Annotated in this window: 18 protein-coding genes; 16 read left to right on the plus strand and 2 right to left on the minus strand. The window is 66.8% G+C overall.

Annotated elements, in window-relative coordinates:
* Positions 1-36 precede the first annotated feature (36 nt).
* Positions 37-1,428 carry an RNA polymerase sigma factor RpoD gene (gene rpoD / locus E0E00_RS07840; protein ID WP_130811980.1) on the plus strand — a complete coding sequence of 464 codons (1,392 nt, stop codon included), beginning with the start codon at positions 37-39 and terminating at the stop codon, positions 1,426-1,428.
* 77 nt (positions 1,429-1,505) lie between these two features.
* Here the strand turns inward: rpoD and E0E00_RS07845 are convergent, their stop codons facing one another.
* The gene (locus E0E00_RS07845; RefSeq protein WP_242622189.1) at positions 1,506-2,288 is read right to left on the minus strand and encodes a YaaA family protein; all 783 of its coding nucleotides are present in this window, start codon (positions 2,286-2,288) and stop codon (positions 1,506-1,508) included.
* Positions 2,289-2,618: 330 nt separating this feature from the next.
* On the opposite strand from E0E00_RS07845, the gene E0E00_RS07850 reads away from it, so the two are divergent.
* The 15 genes from E0E00_RS07850 to E0E00_RS07920 all read left to right on the plus strand — a co-directional run bounded on the left by E0E00_RS07850 (position 2,619) and on the right by E0E00_RS07920 (position 15,864).
* Entirely contained in the window at positions 2,619-3,557 is a 939-nt protein-coding gene (locus E0E00_RS07850; protein WP_165443618.1) for a biotin--[acetyl-CoA-carboxylase] ligase, read from the plus strand.
* 164 nt (positions 3,558-3,721) lie between these two features.
* Positions 3,722-4,318, plus strand: coding sequence for a MarR family winged helix-turn-helix transcriptional regulator (locus E0E00_RS07855; protein ID WP_130811982.1), 597 nt, complete (start codon positions 3,722-3,724; stop codon positions 4,316-4,318).
* Entirely contained in the window at positions 4,318-5,295 is a 978-nt protein-coding gene (locus E0E00_RS07860) for a beta-ketoacyl-ACP synthase III (RefSeq protein ID WP_130811983.1), read from the plus strand. The genes E0E00_RS07855 and E0E00_RS07860 overlap by 1 nt, the downstream gene beginning before the upstream one ends.
* Positions 5,296-5,406: 111 nt before the next feature.
* Positions 5,407-5,640 carry a phosphopantetheine-binding protein gene (locus E0E00_RS07865; RefSeq protein ID WP_130811984.1) on the plus strand — a complete coding sequence of 78 codons (234 nt, stop codon included), beginning with the start codon at positions 5,407-5,409 and terminating at the stop codon, positions 5,638-5,640.
* A 72-nt stretch (positions 5,641-5,712) separates the two neighbouring features.
* The gene (locus E0E00_RS07870) at positions 5,713-6,657 is read left to right on the plus strand and encodes a nitronate monooxygenase (protein WP_130811985.1); all 945 of its coding nucleotides are present in this window, start codon (positions 5,713-5,715) and stop codon (positions 6,655-6,657) included.
* Entirely contained in the window at positions 6,645-7,607 is a 963-nt protein-coding gene (locus tag E0E00_RS07875; protein WP_130811986.1) for an ACP S-malonyltransferase, read from the plus strand. Before E0E00_RS07870 ends, E0E00_RS07875 begins: the two co-directional genes overlap by 13 nt.
* Positions 7,608-7,609: 2 nt before the next feature.
* Positions 7,610-8,362: a 3-oxoacyl-[acyl-carrier-protein] reductase gene (gene fabG, locus E0E00_RS07880; protein ID WP_130811987.1), complete on the plus strand. Its 753-nt coding sequence runs from the start codon at positions 7,610-7,612 to the stop codon at positions 8,360-8,362.
* Between the two features lie 33 nt (positions 8,363-8,395).
* The gene (gene fabF / locus E0E00_RS07885) at positions 8,396-9,643 is read left to right on the plus strand and encodes a beta-ketoacyl-ACP synthase II (protein WP_130811988.1); all 1,248 of its coding nucleotides are present in this window, start codon (positions 8,396-8,398) and stop codon (positions 9,641-9,643) included.
* 2 nt (positions 9,644-9,645) lie between these two features.
* Positions 9,646-10,158, plus strand: a complete 513-nt coding sequence (gene accB, locus E0E00_RS07890; protein WP_130811989.1) for an acetyl-CoA carboxylase biotin carboxyl carrier protein — start codon at positions 9,646-9,648, stop codon at positions 10,156-10,158.
* 8 nt (positions 10,159-10,166) lie between these two features.
* The gene (gene fabZ, locus E0E00_RS07895; protein ID WP_130811990.1) at positions 10,167-10,595 is read left to right on the plus strand and encodes a 3-hydroxyacyl-ACP dehydratase FabZ; all 429 of its coding nucleotides are present in this window, start codon (positions 10,167-10,169) and stop codon (positions 10,593-10,595) included.
* A 3-nt stretch (positions 10,596-10,598) separates the two neighbouring features.
* Positions 10,599-11,936 carry an acetyl/propionyl/methylcrotonyl-CoA carboxylase subunit alpha gene (locus E0E00_RS07900; RefSeq protein ID WP_130811991.1) on the plus strand — a complete coding sequence of 446 codons (1,338 nt, stop codon included), beginning with the start codon at positions 10,599-10,601 and terminating at the stop codon, positions 11,934-11,936.
* On the plus strand, positions 11,929-13,665 hold the full coding sequence (gene accD, locus E0E00_RS07905) for an acetyl-CoA carboxylase, carboxyltransferase subunit beta (RefSeq protein WP_130811992.1): 1,737 nt from the start codon (positions 11,929-11,931) through the stop codon (positions 13,663-13,665). The genes E0E00_RS07900 and accD overlap by 8 nt, the downstream gene beginning before the upstream one ends.
* Positions 13,662-14,555 carry a DegV family protein gene (locus E0E00_RS07910; RefSeq protein WP_130811993.1) on the plus strand — a complete coding sequence of 298 codons (894 nt, stop codon included), beginning with the start codon at positions 13,662-13,664 and terminating at the stop codon, positions 14,553-14,555. Before accD ends, E0E00_RS07910 begins: the two co-directional genes overlap by 4 nt.
* 198 nt (positions 14,556-14,753) lie before the next feature.
* The gene (locus E0E00_RS07915; RefSeq protein WP_130811994.1) at positions 14,754-15,203 is read left to right on the plus strand and encodes a DUF3290 domain-containing protein; all 450 of its coding nucleotides are present in this window, start codon (positions 14,754-14,756) and stop codon (positions 15,201-15,203) included.
* Between the two features lies 1 nt (position 15,204).
* Entirely contained in the window at positions 15,205-15,864 is a 660-nt protein-coding gene (locus E0E00_RS07920) for a DUF421 domain-containing protein (RefSeq protein WP_130811995.1), read from the plus strand.
* Between the two features lie 181 nt (positions 15,865-16,045).
* Here the strand turns inward: E0E00_RS07920 and E0E00_RS07925 are convergent, their stop codons facing one another.
* Complete coding sequence (locus E0E00_RS07925; protein WP_130811996.1) at positions 16,046-17,788, minus strand: IS1634 family transposase; 1,743 nt, start codon at positions 17,786-17,788, stop codon at positions 16,046-16,048.
* Positions 17,789-17,943: the final 155 nt, after the last annotated feature.

Below are 17,943 nucleotides of genomic sequence, written 5' to 3' on the forward strand. Positions count from 1 at the left end.
TAGCATCTTGAAGGCTATTGCGTCGAAGGGAATAACTTGGCTGCTGCAAAGAAGACGAAGGACGACATCAAGCTCTCCGACGAGCTGGGACGCGTGGTCGATGGGCTGGTGAGCGCCTCTGCCAAGTCGGGCGGGAGCGTGTCCGAGGATGACATCCAGGTTGCCATCCGCGACGTCGACGTTGATGGGGACGAGCTCTCCGACCTCTATGACTCGCTGCGCTCCAGGGGCGTCGAGATCACCGCGTCAGGCGAGGTGGCTAACCCCGCCTACGGTCTCGGCTCCATTGACACTGGTGACGACGATGACGATGACTTTGGCTCGGATGACAGCTTCTCCGACGATGAGGACTCGCTTGACAGCGAGGATGACGAGGAGTCCGAGGCTGCCGACGAGGCCAAGGAGATAAAGGAGGCCCTCCGCTCAGTGCCCAAGGCCAAGGTCTCCAAGCCCAAGCGCTCGAGCCGTGCGCGTGCGCGTCGACAGGACACCTCAACCGTCATGCTCACGGGCGACCCAGTGCGCATGTACCTCAAGGAGATTGGCAAGGTAGACCTGCTCACCGCCGACGAGGAGGTCCATCTGGCCATGAAGATCGAGGCCGGTACCGAGGCCTCCAAGAGGCTCGAGGCCGCCGAGAACGGTGAGATTGAGCTTGCCCGCGCCGAGCAGCGCCGCCTCATGCGCATCGAGCAGGTGGGCCTTGACGCAAAGCAGCAGCTCATCTCTGCAAACCTGCGCCTCGTGGTCTCCATCGCCAAGCGCTATGTAGGCCGTGGCATGCTTTTCCTCGACCTTATCCAGGAGGGCAACCTTGGCCTGATTCGCGCGGTCGAGAAGTTCGACTACACGAAGGGCTTCAAGTTCTCCACGTATGCCACGTGGTGGATTCGTCAGGCCATCACCCGCGCCATCGCCGACCAGGCCCGCACCATTCGTATTCCGGTCCATATGGTCGAGACGATCAACAAGCTCATCCGCGTGCAGCGTCAGCTCTTGCAGGACCTTGGCCGCGACCCCACGCCCGAGGAGATTGGTGCCGAGATGGGCATGACTCCCGATCGCGTGCGCGAGATCCAGAAGATCAGCCAGGAGCCCGTCTCGCTCGAGACGCCCATTGGCGAGGAGGAGGACTCCCAGCTGGGTGACTTCATCGAGGATTCCTCTGCCGTGGCGCCGCCCGAGGCCGCGAGCGACTCCATGCTCCGCGAGCAGCTCGACCAGGTGCTTGACGGGCTTGCCGACCGTGAGCGCAAGGTTATCAAGTTCCGCTTTGGCCTTGAGGACGGGCATCCCCGCACGCTTGAGGAGGTCGGCCGCGAGTTTGGTGTGACGCGCGAGCGCATCCGCCAGATTGAGTCCAAGACGCTTGCCAAGCTGCGCCATCCCAGTCGTTCCGGTAGGCTCAAAGACTACATGGGGGAGTAGGCGCCAACAGCGAAGACCCGGGTAGATTGTGCTACCTGGGTCTTCTCGTGTTCCTCGTGCATCTGCTTGTGCTGGCGCTACGCCTTCACGCGCACAAACGTGAGCCTCTCCTCGGTTGAGCGACTTCGACTCAGGCGATACCCGCGCTCTGCAAACTCCGCAAGCAGATCGACACTCTCAACGCCCCGCTCGGCGCACCAGCGCACGAAGGCACCTCGAGCGGCCTTCGCCTCGGTTGCACGTTGGACAAACTTTCCGTCCGATGTGCGAAGTTCCCCAAAGACGCAGGTGACAATCGGCATGCCGGCCTTTCTTGCCCAGGGGACCACGGCCTTGGCGTACTCCTGCGAGGCAACGTTTACCAGGGGCGTGGCACCGGAGCGGACAAGGGCATCGAGAAGTCTCTCTCCCCAAAAACCGTAGAGGTCGCGATGCCCGCCCACGGCAAGCCTTGCCTGCATCTCGAGCCTGTAGGGCACGACGCCGTCAAGTGGGCGGAGAGTCCCGTACATCCCTGAGAGTATGCGCAGGTGAGAGGAGAGCCAGGTGAGCTCGCGTTCGGTCATGACCTGCGGGGCCAGGTGCTGATACTGGATGCCCACGTACGTGAGGACGGCACTGGAGAGCAGACGCGGGTCTCTCGCCATGTCCTCGGGCAGCGTGGAGAGTCGCTCCCAGTTGGGCCGTGCGAGGGCATCGCTGCAGCTCCAAACGGCACGGGCTCCCTCATAGCCAAGGGAGCGGAGTTCGCATGCGAGATGCTGTGCGTCTGTGAGGAACTCGGGACTCGTTGCGGCGACAGGCGGTCCTTCGACCACATCCATCCGCTTCGCGGGCGATATCACGAGCATCATGGTCATGGGCTCCTCCGTTTCCCCTTCGCGTGGCCTCACGTCGCTAGCGTCCACAGTATATGTGGTCACAGAGGTTACCGTTGACCGAGGAGGGAAACGCCTTGCCGTCCCCCTGCCCGCGCAGGCCGTCGTCGCCGACCCTCCGAACCTCAAAACGTGTACATCTATATTCATGTGGCAGAGGGCTCCCGCATACCGGGGCACTCCAGCATGTCCAATCCCGCCGCGCTCACGGCGCTCCCGGACAAGCTTGGGAGCGATTATCCCGTTGCCCGCGTCATGGGCACGGTCGTTTGTGTGCGTCGCGCGTCTTGCTTGCGGCCTCGGGGGCCTTGCTTGGGGACAAGGCGTATCCTCTTCATCGACTTGGCGCAGGTAAGGCTGGGGATGGGGGAGAGGACCTTGGCGCTTCTCGGTGCGATGATGAACGGCCTTCCGGGCATCCGTGTGGTCGAAGTGACCGAGTCGACAAACGATGACGCCATGCACCTTGGCCGTGCGGGCGCGCCGCACGGCTCCACCGTGGTCGCACGCCGCCAGACTCTGGGGCGAGGCCGTCGCGGACACGTATGGGTCTCCCCTGCAGGTGGGCTGTACCTCTCCGTGCTCGTGCGGCCACAGGTCCCCAGGGAGGCGCTCGCGGCCATCTCGGTGGCGACGGCTTTGGGGGCATTCGACGCCTGCTTGAGCCTGGGCGCCTCGGGCGTCGCGCTCAAATGGCCAAACGACCTCGTAGTCCCTGTGGGGGCCGAGAACCCCTTTGGCGCTAAACTCGCCGGTATTCTCGTGGAGGTGGGGGAGGGCCCGGAGGGTGCCTTCGCCGTCTGCGGCATAGGGGTGAATCTCGTCCGGGGCGATCGTGGGGCCATATGCCCTCCTGCGGTCCGCGACGGAATGGCGGCGCCCCTGCCACCCGCCTACCTTGAGGACCTGCTGCCGGAGGCAGCCCGCCACAGGCTGCGGGATGGCCTGTGCGCCACAGCCACCGTATTCCGAGACGCTATGGTCTCGCGCGTGGACGCCTGGGCGTGCGCCCTTGGTCAGGAGCCCTCATGCGCGGGGCCGCTGTCCCCCCTTCTGCCTGACTACCTCTCCCACCTGGCCGCGCGGGGCCGTTCCGTCCTGGCCGTGTCCGCAGATGGCACCCCCATCTGCCAGGGCACGCTCGTCTCTGTTGATGCCTTCGGCAAGGCGCACGTGATTGGCGGGGACGGCCATGTCACCGTACTCTCCAGCGAGCTCTGCTCCCTAAGGCCGGCGGTTCCGGGGGCGTAGGGAGGGGAACGTGCAGATTCTCTGAGTGTGCGCTTGTCGTGACAATTGCCGGTGACTTCGCTACACTGTCATTAGTTAGTTAGCCTAACTAATGACAGGTTCTGCGTTGCCTGACAGGGCGGGCCTGACAGGGCGGCTCGCCACGACACTGCGGGGGGAGGCTTGTGTCTAAGTCGTACGAGAGACATGCGCAAGACCTGGGCCCCAGCCTCGAGGCCGGCGGTTCGAGCGTCTCTGGCGTCGACGTGAGCGACAGCGTCGCCTTCGTGTCAGAGATCTCGCGCCTCCTGAGCAACACCTACGACTCAATCGACCGCTTGGAGGAGCTCACTCGTCGCTCGCACGGCATCGACCTCTCGGTGAGCGAGCTCAACCTCATCGAAGTCGTGGGGAGGAGAACCCTCCACAGGGACGAGACAATCGGCATGTCTGACATCGCGCGGGCCCTCGACATCAAGGTGCCTTCCGCGACCTCTTCGGTGAGCAGGCTCGTGCGCAAGGGCTATGTCGAGAGACACCGCGACTCCTCGGACGCCCGCCGCGTCAACGTGGCTCTCACGCGCCGCGGCGAGAAGGTCTACCGCCTTCATGCCGTTTTCAACTGCCGCATGGCACAGGAGGTCTCGGGCGGTCTCACCATCTCGGAGCGTGAGGTGCTCCTCGATGGCATCAGGCGACTGGAGCACTTCTACGCCGAGGCGCAGCGGGCGCAGCTCGACTACCTGAACGACGTCTTCGCAAAGAGGGGTGGCGAGCGCTAGTGCCCTACACCATCATCGGGACCGGGTCGGCCCTGCCCGAGTGCGTGGTCACCAACGACGAGCTCTCGCAGTTCCTCGACACGAGCGACGAGTGGATCCGCGTGCGCACAGGCATCCGCGAGCGCCGCATATGCACCACTGAGTCGCTCGACGACCTCGCCGAGCAGGCCTCGCTCCGCGCGCTCGCCTCCGCAGGGATCGATGCCGCCGACCTCGACCTCATCGTCTGCTCCACCACCACGGGCGACCATCTCATGCCCGCCGAGGCATGCGCGGTCGCCGAGCGCTTGGGGGCCAGCTGCCCCGCGTTCGACGTCTCCGCCGCGTGCTCCGGGTTCGTCTTCGCGCTCGACGTCGCCGACGGGTACCTCGCCCGCGGCCGCGCCAGGCGCGCGCTCGTGCTCTCCGCCGAGAAGTGCTCGCGCATCATGGACTGGACCGACCGCTCGACCTGCGTGCTCTTCGGGGACGCCGCCGCGGCAGTCGTCGTGGAGTCGGGTGGTGCAAGCCCGCTCTGGACGCGCCTGCGCACCATCCCCAACGTCGCCGCGCTGGACGTTTCGGGCATCGTGGGGACGAGCCCCTTCGACCGCACGCACGACGCCGCCGGGCCCAGCGCGCTCTCGATGAGGGGCAGGAGCGTCTATCGCTTCGCCGTCACCGAGGTCTCGCGCGAGCTGCGCGACATGGCGGGCGAGACGGGCGTCGCCCTCTCGGGCATCGATCACTTTGTGCTCCACCAGGCCAACGAGCGCATCATCGACGCGGTCTGCGCGCGCCTCGGACTCGACCGCTCTCGCGTGGCCGTGAACATGGCCACCACCGGCAACGTCTCGAGCGCCTGCATCCCGCTCGCGCTCGACGGCATGAGCCGCAGGGGCGAGCTGGCCCCCGGCGAGCTCGTGGCCCTCGTGGGCTTTGGCGCCGGCCTCGACGTCGCCTCGACCCTCGTGCGCTGGGAGGCCAGCCCAAGCTAGCTCCCCTCGCCAGTCCCGCGCCGCATCCCGCGGCGGCCCAAGGTATTCCGGGCGCCACCAGGCGCCCTCGTCCGCGCCGGCAGTCCCGGTGCCAGAAGAAGGAGAAGAACCATGGCAGAGTCCACCTTCGATCGCGTCGTCGCCATCCTCAAGGACCAGGAGGGCCTCGATGACGTCGAGCTTGCCCGTGACACCAATCTCGCGAGCGTCGGCCTCGACTCCATGGCCACCGTCGAGGCGGTCATGGCCTGCGAGGACGAGTTCGGCATCGAAATCGACCCCGAGGCCAACCCCAAGACCGTGGGCGAGTTCGTCGACCTCGTCGACGGACTGCTCGCCAAGTAGCGCGGGCGCAAGCGCGGGAGAAACGCAGGAGAGCCGGGAGCAGCCGGAGCCAAGACTAAGGATCAACCTCACATGATCAAGACACCCCTCTGCGACCTGGTGGGCATCGAGAGGCCCATCTTCCAGGGCGGCATGGCGTGGATCGCAGACGCAAGCCTCGCCGCCGCCGTCTCCGAGGCAGGCGGCCTCGGCATCATCTCGGCCATGAACGCCGGTCCCGACTGGGTCCGGGACCAGATCCGTGAGTGCCGCGGACGCACGGAGAGGCCCTTCGGCGTCAACGTGATGCTCCAGAGCCCCTTCGCGGCGGACGTCGCGAAGGTCGTGGCCGAGGAGCGCGTGCCCGTCGTGGTCACGGGAGCGGGCAACCCCAGCAGGTACATGGCGGACTGGAAGGCCGCGGGCGTCAAGGTCATCCCTGTGGTCTCGTCCGTCGCGCTCGCCCGCCTGCTTGAGCGTGCCGGGGCCGATGCACTCGTCGCCGAGGGAGGGGAGTCCGGGGGCCACATCGGCGACCTCTCGACGATGGTCCTCGTGCCGCAGGTCGTGGACGCCGTCACGGTTCCGGTCCTCGCCGCCGGCGGCATCGCTGACGGCCGCCAGGTCGCTGCCGCCCTCATGCTGGGCGCGCAGGGCGTCCAGGTGGGGACGCGCTTCCTCGTCGCCCGCGAGTGCACCGTGAGCCAGGAGTACAAGGACCGCATCATCAAGGCCAAGGACCTCTCGACCATCGTGACGGGGCGCACCCTGAACGGCGCGGTGCGCTGCCTCAAGACGCCCTTCTCGCAGGAGTTCGCCCGCCGCGAGCGCGCTGGCGCGACCCCAGAGGAGCTGGGCAGGTTCGGCGCGGGGTCGCTTCGCAAGGCCGCCAAGGACGGCAACTACGAGGAGGGCTCCTTCATGGCCGGCGAGGTCGCCGCGATGGTCCACGAGGAGCAGACGGCCCGGGAGATCGTCGATGACCTCATGGGCGGTGCCGAGAGGTGCCTGGGGGAGGCCACGAGATGGATCGCGTAGACACCGCCGGCGCGCCCGCGCGCCCAAACGTCGCCTTCCTCTTCGCCGGCCAAGGCTCCCAGAGACCCGGCATGGGGCAGGCGCTCTACGAGGCCAGTCCCGCCGCCCGCGCCATCCTCGACGCCGTGGAGGCGGTCCTCCCCGGCACGCGCGAGCAGTGCTTCACGGGCACCGGGGAGGAGCTCTCCCTCACCGAGAACACGCAGCCCTGCGTCTTTGCCGTCGACCTCGCCTGCGCCTGCGCGCTGCGCGAGCGCGGCATCGTGCCGGCGACCGTGGCGGGCCACTCGCTCGGCGAGGTCGCGGCCCTCGCCTTCGCGGGCGCGTTCGACGTCGCCGCGGCCACGCGCCTCGTCTGCGAGCGGGCACGCCTCATGACCGCCTGCTGCGAGGAGCACCCCGGGGCCATGCGCGCCGTCCTCAAGCTCGAGCCTGCAAAGGTCGAGGAGCTTGCGGCCAAGGCCGGCGAGGCGTGGCCCGTGAACTACAACAGCCCGCTCCAGACCGTGGTCGCCGGCTCGCCCGTCGCCTGCGAGGCCCTTGACGTCCTCGTACGTGACGCCCGAGGACGCTCTATGAAGGTTGCCGTCTCCGGTGCCTTCCACAGCCCCTACATGGCAGATGCGTCCACGGGTCTGGAGGGCTTCCTCCAGAGGGTGCCGCCCAGCGCGCCCGCGATCACCTGCTGGGCAAACCTCACGGGCGCGCCCTACGGCACTACTGCCGAGGAGGTCTCCCACACCTTGGCCGAGCAGGTCTCCCATCCGGTGCGTTGGGTGGACGAGCTTCGCGGGATGCGCGCGGCAGGCATCGACACCTTCGTGGAGGTGGGGCCGGGCCATACGCTCACGGGGCTCGTGGGTCGCACGCTCGAGGGCGTCACCACCTATAACGTCGAGAGCCCCAGCCAGCTCGAAGAGGCCGTGCGGGCGCTTGGGGGAGAGGAGTAGCCATGGCAGGGGAAAACGCTGCGAGGCGCGTGGCCATCGTCACCGGGGGGTCGCGCGGCATCGGACGGGCCTGCGCCGAGAGGCTCGCCAGAGACGGCTTCGACGTCGCCATCGTCTATGCCGGCAACCGGGGGGCGGCCGAGGAGTGCGTGGCCGCGCTCGAGGGGCTCGGCGCCCGCGCCGCCTGCTACTGCTGCGACGTATCTGATGCCGAGGCCGTGAAGGCCACGGTTGGGCAGGTGACTGATGACTTTGGTCCCGTCTGGGCCCTCGTGAACGACGCCGGCATCACCCGCGACGGCCTCTTCGCCCGCATGCGCGACGAGGACTTCGACCGCGTAATCGACGTCAACCTCAAGGGCACGTTCAACATGGTGCGCGCCCTGGCAAGGAACTTCGTGCGCCAGAGGGGCGGACGCATTGTGAACGTGAGCTCCGTCGTGGGACTCCACGGCAATGCCGGCCAGGTCAACTATGCCGCCTCCAAGGCCGGCGTCGTGGGCCTCACCAAGTCCGTGGCCCAGGAGCTCGCCGGCCGCGGCGTCACCGCGAACGCCGTCGCCCCCGGCTTCATAGAGACCGACATGACGAGAGGGCTCTCCCAGGAGGCGCGTGACAGCTATGCCGCGCGCATCCCCCTGGGCAGGCTCGGGACGACCGAGGAGGTCGCCAGCGTGGTGGCGTTTCTCGTCTCCGACGCCGCGGGCTACGTTACGGGCGAGGTCATCCAAGTAGACGGCGGGCTCTGCATGTAGGTGCCCGGCAGCCACGCCACGAGAGGGGATTAGATGAATCGCAGAGTTGTCATCACGGGCATGGGGGCCATCACCCCCGTGGGGAACACCGCACCCCAGAGCTGGGATGCGCTCGTCCACGGCAAAAGCGGCATCGGCAAGATCTCGGCCTTCGACACCACGGGCTTCCGCGTGAGCGTAGCCGCTGAGGTCAAGGGCTTCGACGCCGCCCAGGCCTTGGGCAAGTCCGAGGCGCTGCACAACGACCGCAACGTCCAGTTTGCCCTCGTGGCCTCCGACGAGGCCATGGCGTCTTCTGGCCTTGACGCCGAGGGCGCCATCGATCCGGAGCGCTTGGGCGTCTACGTGGGCTCGGGCGTGGGGGGGATTGGCACCGCCGAGGCACAGGTGGGCCGTCTCGACGCAGGCGGGGCTCGCAAGGTCTCGCCCTTCTTCGTGCCCATGATGATTGCGAACATGGCCACAGGGCAGATCTCCATTCGCCACCATGCCCTTGGTCCCACGCTTCCCATTGTCACCGCCTGTGCCACAAGCACCAACGCCATAGGCGAGGCCTATCGTGCCATCCGTCACGGCTATGCAGACGCCATCCTCGCTGGAGGTACCGAGGCGGCTATCGTGCCCGTCTCCATTGCCGGCTTCACCAACTGCCGCGCCCTCACCACCAACCCCGATCCCGCCTGCGCCTGCCGTCCCTTCGATGCCAACCGCGACGGCTTTGTCATGGGCGAGGGTGCCTGCGTCCTCGTCCTGGAGGAGCTTGGTCATGCCCTTGCCCGCGGCGCGAGCATCGTGGCCGAGGTTAGGGGCTACGGCAACACTGCTGACGCCTACCACATCACGAGCCCGGATCCAACGGCCGCAGGCATCACGCGTGCCATCAGGCGGGCCGTGGAGGAGTCCGGGCTCGACGCCGCTCAGGGTCTCTATGTGAACGCCCATGGCACGTCTACCAAGCTCAACGACAAGACCGAGACCCAGGGCCTGAAGCAGGCGTTGGGCGATGCCACCGCTCATGCCGCGCACATCTCGTCCACCAAGTCCATGACCGGCCACATGCTGGGCGCCACCGGCGCCGTCGAGGCTATGGCCTGCGCCTGCGCCCTGCGCGACTCCGTCGTGCCGCCCACGATTGGCCTTGCGACTCCGGATGTGGACTGCGACCTCGACTACACGCCTGGTCACTCCGTGCCCTTCGACGGGGCTTGGGCCATGTCGACGTCCCTCGGCTTCGGCGGCCACAACGCTGTGATTGTGCTTCGTCGCTTCGAGGGGGAGTAGCCATGGACACCACAAGCAGCCGCATAGATGCACTGGCCAAGGTCATGCAGGAGCGCGGGCTTGCCCGCGTGAGGGTCGAGGAGGGTGGCGACTCCATCGAGATGGAGCGCCCCGAAGCCTTCCCGGTGGCAGCACCGCTCGCAGCCCCCGTGGCCCCTGCGGCTCCCGCGCCCTCCCGTCCGGAGGAGGTCCCATCCGCGCCAGACGCCAAGCCTCCGGAGGCACCGGTGGAGGCCTCCGAAGCCACAGGCCCTGCCGAGAGGCCCCTTGACATGACCAGGGTCATCGCGGTGAAGGCACCCATGGTCGGCGTCTTCTATGCTGCGCCCGCGCCCGGTGCCGAGCCCTTCGTGCACGTGGGCTCAAAGGTCAAGAAGGGTGACACGCTCTGCGTCATCGAGGCCATGAAGGCCATGAACGAGGTCACGTCCGAGGCCGATGGCGAGGTCGTGGACATCTGCGTGAGCGACGGCGAGCTCGTCGAGTTTGGCTGCGTGCTCATGAAGGTCTACTAGGGGGGCTCATGAACCGAGAAGATATCGAGGCCATCCTGCCGCACCGCCCGCCCATGCTCCTCGTCGACGACTGCGAGCTCGTGGGTGGCCATGCCATTGGCCACACCCATGTCACGGGCGACGAGTTCTTCGTCCGGGGGCACTTCCCCGGAAACCCCGTTGTCCCTGGCGTCATCCTCTGCGAGATGCTTGCCCAGAACTGCTGCGTCCTTCTCGCCCAAGACGGCTCTACCCAGGGTGCCACGCCCTATTACACGAGCCTCGACAAGGTGCGCTTCAAGCACCCCGTGTGCCCTGGCGACACCGTGGAGCTCGACTGCACGGTCACGCGCTCGCACGGCATGTTCCACTTCGCCCATGGCGAGGCTCGCGTGGGGCAGACCATCTGCTGCATCGCGGACATGTCGTTCGCGCTGGTGCCAGAGAAAGACGTGTAGGCCATGTTCCAGAAGGTCCTCATCGCAAACAGGGGAGAGGTCGCGGTCCGCGTCATCCGCGCATGCAAGGAGATGGGCGTCAGGACCGTGGCCGTCTACTCCACGGCCGACAGCGAGGCGCTGCACGCCACGCTCGCTGACGAGGCCTACTGCATAGGCGGCCCCCGCGCGAGCGAGTCCTACCTCAACACCGAGGCCATCCTCACGGTTGCTCTGGCCTCTGGGGCGTCCGCCATACACCCCGGCTATGGGTTTCTCTCGGAAAACGTCGAGTTCGCGCGAGCCTGCTGCGAGCACGGCCTTGTCTTCGTGGGTCCCAGCCCTGAGGTCATGCAGCTCATGGGCGACAAGGACGAGGCGCGCCGCACCGCGCGGGCCGCGGGCGTTCCGGTGGTCCCCGGCTGCGACCTTCTGGAGTCTGCTGAGCAGGCCGAGAAGGAGGCGTGCCGCATTGGCTGCCCCGTGCTGGTGAAGGCGCGCGCGGGTGGCGGCGGGCGCGGCATCCGCAAGGTCGAGCGCCCCGAGGAGGCGCGAGCCGCCTTCGAGACCGCAAGCGCAGAGGCAAAGGCTGCCTTCGGCGACGGTATGTGCTACATGGAGAGGTTCGTCTCGCCCTCCCACCACGTCGAGGTGCAGGTTATTGCCGACAAGTACGGCCACGTGCTCTCCCTGGGCGAGCGCGAGTGCTCCGTTCAGCGCAGGAACCAGAAGCTCCTCGAGGAGAGCCCGAGCCCCTGCCCCGCGCTCACAGACGACGTGCGCCTGCGCATGGAGAAGTGCGCCCGCGACCTCGCCCGCTTGGTGGGCTACGAGGGCCTGGGCACCATCGAGTTCCTCCTGGAGGATGACGGCAGCTTCTGGTTCATGGAGATGAACACCCGCCTGCAGGTGGAGCACCCCGTGACGGAGTTCGTGACCGGCGCGGACCTCGTGAAGTGGCAGCTCCGCGTGGCTGCGGGTGTCCCCCTGGACGCCACCCAGGAGGACGTCGACGTGACGGGGCACGCCATCGAGTGCCGCATCAACGCCGAGACGGCGGACTTCCTGCCCTCCTGCGGCGGCATCACGATGCTCCACGTGCCCAACGGCCCCTGGGTGCGCTTCGACTCCGCGCTCTACGTGGGCTGCGTCGTGCCCCCCTACTACGACTCGCTCTTGGGCAAGCTCATCGTGTACAGCCCCACGCGCGAGGAGGCCATCCGCAAGATGCGCTCGGCCCTGGGCGAGCTTGTGATCGACGGCGTCGAGTGCAACGCGGACCTCCAGCTTGACATCCTTTCCAACGAGGAGTTCCTCTCGGGGAACTACCACACGAGCCTGATGGAGCATCTCTATGACTAACCCGCGCGAGAAGAGCGCAAACGAGCTCGAGGGGCCCGTCACCGAGGTCCCCATAGACGTACCGCCCCGCATGGTGCTCGTGCGTTGCCCCCACTGCCGCCACGTGGTCGAGGCGGAGCTGCTCTCCCAGAACCTCGACGTGTGTCCGCGCTGCGGCCACCACATGCGCCTCTCTGCGCGCCAGCGCATCAAGATCACCGTGGACGACGACAGCTTCGTCGAGTGGGACGCCGAGCTTGCCCCCCATGACCCCCTTGCGTTTCCCGGCTACCGGGAAAAGATAGATGAGGCGCACGCAAAGTCGCACGAGCGCGAGGCTGTGGTATGCGGCGAGTGCGCGATTGGCGGCGAGCGCTGCGCCATCTTCGTCATGGACTCCGGCTTCATGATGGGTTCCATGGGAAGCGCCGTGGGCGAGAAGATCTGTCGCTGCTTCGAGCGGGCCGCCGAACGCGGCCTGCCGGTTGCGGGCTTCACCGTCTCCGGCGGCGCCCGCATGCAGGAGGGTGTGACCTCGCTCATGCAGATGGCCAAGATCTCTGCAGCGGTAAGGCGCCATGGCGAGAGGGGCCTCCTCTACGTGGCCGTCCTCACCGACCCAACCACGGGCGGCGTTACGGCGAGCTTTGCCATGGAGGCCGACATCTGCCTTGCCGAGCCGGACGCGCTCGTTGCTTTCGCGGGCCCGCGCGTGGTGGAGCAGACCACGCACAAGCGGCTGCCCGCCGGCTTCCAGCGGGCCGAGTTCCTTCTCGCACACGGCTTCCTCGACATGGTGGTGGAGCGCAAAGACGTCCCTTCAGCCCTTGCCTACCTGCTCTTCCTTCACAACCGTGATGCCTGGGGAGATCCCTCTCACGAGGTCCCGCGCTGCAGTGCGGCCTTCCCCGAGACCCCGCGCTGGCCGGTGCCCAAGCACCTGCAGAAGCCTCTGCCCCAGGATGGCGTCACGCCCTATGACCTTGTGCGGCGAGTGCGCGACACAAATCGTGCCAGCGTGCCCGCCGTGGCCGAGCAGGCCTTCTACGGCCTCGTCGAGCTCCATGGCGACCACGCCTTTGGCGACGACCCCGCCATTGTAGGCGGCATCGCGCTTCTGGGCGGACGCCCCGTGACCGTCATCTGCACGGACCGTGGCCGCACCACGAAAGAGCGCGTGGCCAGGAACTTCGGGTCGCCGGAGCCCGAGGGCTACCGCAAGGCCCTGCGCCTCATGCGCCAGGCCGAGAAGTTCGGACGACCCGTGATATGTCTCGTCGACACCTCCGGGGCATTCCCGGGCATGGAGGCTGAGGAGCGCGGGCAGGGCGCGGCCATCGCCGACGACATCGTGGCCATGAGCGGCCTTGCCGTCCCCGAGGTGAGCGTCATCATGGGGGAGGGTGGCTCCGGCGGTGCCATCGCACTTGCGACTGCCGACTGCGTGCTCATGCTCTCTGACGCGGTCTACTCCGTGGTGAGCCCGGAGGGTTGCGCTACCATACTGTGGAAGACGGCTCGCCGCGCCCCCGAGGCTGCGGAGGCCTTGGGCATTACGGCGCCAACGCTCGAGCGCCTGGGCATCGTGGACGGCTCGATAGACGCCCAGGGCCTGGGGACGCCGGAGTTCGCCTTCCGGCTCGCCGAGCGTCTCCAGACGGAGCTTGAGCCGCTCGTGCAGATGGATGCCAAGGAACTTGTGGAGAGCCGCTACGAGAGGTTCAGGAGGATGGGGAGGTTCGATGCATGAGCGAGGCCAACGCTATGAGTGCCAACGAGTGCAAGGTCAGGCCCATAGGCATCGTCTGTGACTCCACTGCGCCGCTCACGCGCAAGGAGGCCGCTGCCCTGGGCTGTGCGCTCGTCTCGATGCACTACCTTGTGGACGGCGTAAGGCGCGCCGAGGTCTACGAGGGGGAGAACGGCGACTATGATACCCTCTACAAGAACGCGAAGGTCTTGGGCACGGAGGCTGTCTTCCCCTCAGTCTTCGTGGGGGAGTTCAGGCGCCTTCTGGACGGGGGCTCGGACGTCTTGTGCATCACGATGTCCTCGCGCCTCTCGGGTACGTACAGGAGCGCCGTCGAGGCCAAGACCCAGCTCGTTGCCGAGGGTGTTGATCCCGGGAGGATTGCCGTCATCGACTCCTGGACCACCTCTGGCGGGCTTGACTTCCTCATCAGCCGCGCACGCCGCCTCATCGTGGGCGGCTCCACGCTTGCCGAGGTCGTCTCGCAGCTGGAGGGAGCCCGCGCGCGCCAGGGCATCGTGTTCACCGTACCCCGGCTTGACGTGCTGCGCCGCTCTGGCAGGCTCGGCGCCACGAGGAGGGCGGTCGCCGGCAAGCTCGATCGCTACCTCATCATGATCCTCGACCAGGGCGGCATTCGTGACGTGGACGTGGCACACGGTACCGTTGCCGTTGCCCGCTCGCTCGTGAGGCAGGTCCCGGAGGGCGCGCGCACGGGACCTCTCATTGTGACGGGCTACGGGAGCTCGGACGCGACGCGGGCCGTGGTCGGCTGCATCCACCGGCGCCTTCCCAAGGCCGAGGTCACCGTGCGCGACGGTGGGCCGGTGGTCTCGCTCCATCTGGGCGTGGGCTCCGTGAGCCTGGCGTGGGACGTGCCGGCCGAGTAGGGTGCCTGGCGCTTTGCGCCGGGCGGTGGCGGATGGTACCGCCCCTATGTGGAGTTTGGCGAGAGTTCGGGAAGTGGTCCCGCGCCTGCCCAGTCGGCAGAAGTCTCACCTGCAAGAACCTGCTAGGCTACGACGGGTGCTGGCCAGGGGAGGCTGGGCTACACCGTAGGCAGGCATCGCAGGAAACAGGGGTGGCGCATGGACTTCTATAACCTCGATTACATCGTATCGCACCAGTCGGCAGACTCGGCCGTTCGCGTGGTGATGATTCTCGTCCTGCTTCTGGCTGGCGTCATCTCCAACGTGCTCTACCTGCGTGGCAGGATGCGGACTCGCTGGAGGGACGCGGGGATAGGCGCCCTCGTCCTCTCACTGGTCCTGGTGGGCGTTCAGGTCGAGCAGTACCTCCAGGTGAGCGACCAGATGTCCCAGTCCCAGCTACTGGTGAGCTTCATCGAGGGGGTTGCCGTAGACCAGGGCGTTTCGGTAGACGAGGTGCTGGTCAATTCGACATCCCTGCGTGACGGCATCATCGTGCGCTTCAACGAGGAGGACTACCTCGTCCACCTCAATGATGACGACAACTCCTACACGCTCGAGCGGACGCACATCATCGACCACAACGTCTACGTGAACGGGAGGCGCTGACATGGGCTTCTACACGCTGACGGCCGTCAAGTTCGCGCTTGGCATGCTCGTGATGATTCTTCAGATAAACATCCTCGGGAAGCACGAGTTCTCGCTCAACACCCCGCTCAACCAGGTGCAGAACTATGTGCTGGGCGGCATCATAGGTGGCGTGATCTACAACACGTCGGTCTCGGTGCTTCAGTTCCTGATCGTGCTTCTCATATGGTCGCTTGTCGTGGTGGTGGCGAAGCTTCTCTTCGAGAGCAGCAAGGCGCTCAGACACGTCGTCGCCTTCCAGCCCGAACTCCTCGTCTGCGACGGGAAGGTGGATGTCTCGCGCTGCGAGAAGGTGGGCCTCGCGGCGGAGCAGCTCAGCCGGAGGCTACGCGAGGAGGGCATCCCCCGCATAAGAGATGTGGAGGCGGCCGTCATGGAGACCGACGGCAGGCTCACCGTCCGCGCGCGCGGTACGCAGAGCAGGGGGCCGCTGCTGCCCCTGGTGAGCGACGGCTGGTTGGTGGATGACGGGCTTCGGCTCGCAGGCAAGGACGAGGCCTGGGTGATGGGGCAGCTCAGGGCACAGGGGTATGTCTCGGTGCGGCAGGTCTTCTTGGGCGAGCTCGTGGACGGGAACCTTGAGGTGGTGCCATTCGCAAAGGCCAGGGGCCGCAGGGGGTAGTAGTGCCGGACGTGGGCCAGGTGGGTCCTATGTCGACAACAATTTCGAGGTTCTGGCGGTTTCCAGTTGATGTGCCGTCGGCCCCGTGTTAGAGTATCCTGACTTTTGCAGTTGAAGAGGCCGTTTTACCTGTGCTTACCGGGAAAACGGCCTCTTTTTCACTTGTATATTTTCTGTAGTGTTACAGGGCCTTCCAGCGCACCTCGCGCCCCTTCTTGAAAAGCCCCCTGATGTCGCCGGTGCGCATGAACTTCCTGGGGGCCTCTTCGCCGATCAGCGCGAATAGCCCGTCCGTGAGGTCGGTGCGGTGGTCGAAGAGCCACCACTCCGCGTCGACCGAGCTGCACTCCAGCGCCCTCATGTCCTCCAGTATCGCGCCCGCTGAGTAGCGGTTGCCCAGCGCGTGCTCGATCAGCCGCTCTATGACCAGTGCCAGGTAGCAGGTGAGGAAGTGGGCCTGGATGTGCTCCGGCGTCCAGACGTACACCGGCCTTGCCCCCAGGTGCGACTTCGTGACCTTGAAGGCCTCCTCGATCCTCCACAGCTCGCGGTAGGTGTCGACCACCCTCGCCGGCTCCCAGCCGGTCTCCGAGGTGACTATGCAGCAGTGGCCGTCGCAGGCGGCGTCGGCCTCGATGGCGGCGTAGTCGAGCTCCGGGGCCTTGGCGCACTCGACGACCTCGCCGGTGGCGGCGTCGAACCCCACGTTGCGCACGTACTTGGCGGCGCCCAGGTGCGTGGCGCGGGTGCACCTCCCCGGGTTGGCGACGAGCTGGCGCGACTTCTCCAGCACCCTCTCCCTCTCGTGACGGGCGCGCTCGGCGTACTTTCGCGACCAGAAGGCCACGACCTGCACGTCCACCTCGACGGAGTGCCCGCGCCCGTCGGCGGAGTCCTCCCTGGGGACCCTTATGGTCTTGGTGTCCTGCCGGGACTTCATCTTGAAGGTGCCGATTGCGCTGGGGGAGTAGCCCCTGTCCGATATGACCCACTCGCGAAGCTCCCTGCGGCCCTTGGTGCCGCGTATGGACTGGCTGAACACGAAGCCGTCGCCGCGCGCCACGGTGGCGATTACGTTCTTCGAGCAGTTCATGCCCTTGTCGGCCACGGTGACCACCCGGCCCATGCCCGCCGCCCTCCTGGCCTCGGGCAGCGCGTCGACCAGGGTGTCGCCGTCGTGCACGTTGCCGGGGAATATGCGGAAGTCCACCGGCACGCCGTTGGCGTCCTGCATGAGCCCCATCTGCACGATGGGGTTGGGGCGGCGCTCCTTGGAGACGCCCTTGCGGCGCGGCTCGTCGCCGTCGCTCTCGAAGTAGTAGTTCGTGCAGTCGTAGTAGCCGCAGCTCAAGTCGCGTATGCCCGCGGCGGCGATGGACGAGTTCGCCTTCGACACTATGGCGCCCGACATCCTGGCGATCTCCGTGAGCCCGCGGTAGACGTCGGACTCGGACAGGTCGCATCGGTAGAAATGGCGGCCCGAGCTCTCCCACGCCGCCCTCTTGGAGCCCGGCGCCAGCAGCCTCTCCATCACCAGCAGCCTCAGCAGCGCGTTCACGTCGAAGCCCGTCCTCCTGCCCCGCATGTTGGACCTGACGGCGGCCTCTACCCCGAGGGCGCCGTAGTACGCCATCGGCACGGCGTCGCCCGCCGCCATGCGGTTGGTCCTGCGCTTGTCCACCCTCTGCAGGGGGTGGACGGTGATCGTCTGCGGCCCCTCCGCCGCCAGCCTCTCGGCGTCCATCGCCGCCACGACCTCGGCGAAGTGCGCGACCGGGTCGTCGAACTCCGCCTCGAGCGCGTCGACGTAGCCGAAGGTCTCCACGGTGCGCTGCCTCACGCGCCCGGTCTCGGGGTCGCGGTAGCCCTGCACGGCGGACAGGCTCACCCTGCCGCTCCTGCTCGGCGTCTTCTTCAGGTACATGCGGAAACCGCCTCTCACCTGCGGGAACATGTGCTTCGCATTATACACCGCGTAACACAACGTAACAAGATAAATACTTAAAATTTGACATAAAAAATGCCCATCTAGCTGGGCAAGGGGTGGGAGGTCAGACTAGGGCAACTGCAAAACTACGG

The sequence above is a fragment of the Olsenella sp. Marseille-P4559 genome, from assembly GCF_900605015.1.
In the GTDB taxonomy this organism is placed as follows: Bacteria; Actinomycetota; Coriobacteriia; order Coriobacteriales; family Atopobiaceae; genus Tractidigestivibacter.

What these genes read in the sequence shown, in the direction of transcription:
- E0E00_RS07865 (WP_130811984.1), top strand. Translation starts at nt 5,407, where the DNA reads ATGGCAGAGTCCACCTTCGATCGCGTCGTCGCCATCCTCAAGGACCAG.
- fabZ (WP_130811990.1), top strand. Translation starts at nt 10,167, where the DNA reads ATGAACCGAGAAGATATCGAGGCCATCCTGCCGCACCGCCCGCCCATG.
- E0E00_RS07925 (WP_130811996.1), bottom strand. Translation starts at nt 17,788, where the DNA reads ATGTACCTGAAGAAGACGCCGAGCAGGAGCGGCAGGGTGAGCCTGTCC.
- accB (WP_130811989.1), top strand. Translation starts at nt 9,646, where the DNA reads ATGGACACCACAAGCAGCCGCATAGATGCACTGGCCAAGGTCATGCAG.
- E0E00_RS07920 (WP_130811995.1), top strand. Translation starts at nt 15,205, where the DNA reads ATGGGCTTCTACACGCTGACGGCCGTCAAGTTCGCGCTTGGCATGCTC.
- E0E00_RS07900 (WP_130811991.1), top strand. Translation starts at nt 10,599, where the DNA reads ATGTTCCAGAAGGTCCTCATCGCAAACAGGGGAGAGGTCGCGGTCCGC.
- E0E00_RS07875 (WP_130811986.1), top strand. Translation starts at nt 6,645, where the DNA reads ATGGATCGCGTAGACACCGCCGGCGCGCCCGCGCGCCCAAACGTCGCC.
- accD (WP_130811992.1), top strand. Translation starts at nt 11,929, where the DNA reads ATGACTAACCCGCGCGAGAAGAGCGCAAACGAGCTCGAGGGGCCCGTC.
- fabG (WP_130811987.1), top strand. Translation starts at nt 7,610, where the DNA reads ATGGCAGGGGAAAACGCTGCGAGGCGCGTGGCCATCGTCACCGGGGGG.
- E0E00_RS07915 (WP_130811994.1), top strand. Translation starts at nt 14,754, where the DNA reads ATGGACTTCTATAACCTCGATTACATCGTATCGCACCAGTCGGCAGAC.
- E0E00_RS07870 (WP_130811985.1), top strand. Translation starts at nt 5,713, where the DNA reads ATGATCAAGACACCCCTCTGCGACCTGGTGGGCATCGAGAGGCCCATC.
- fabF (WP_130811988.1), top strand. Translation starts at nt 8,396, where the DNA reads ATGAATCGCAGAGTTGTCATCACGGGCATGGGGGCCATCACCCCCGTG.
- E0E00_RS07845 (WP_242622189.1), bottom strand. Translation starts at nt 2,288, where the DNA reads ATGACCATGATGCTCGTGATATCGCCCGCGAAGCGGATGGATGTGGTC.
- E0E00_RS07910 (WP_130811993.1), top strand. Translation starts at nt 13,662, where the DNA reads ATGAGCGAGGCCAACGCTATGAGTGCCAACGAGTGCAAGGTCAGGCCC.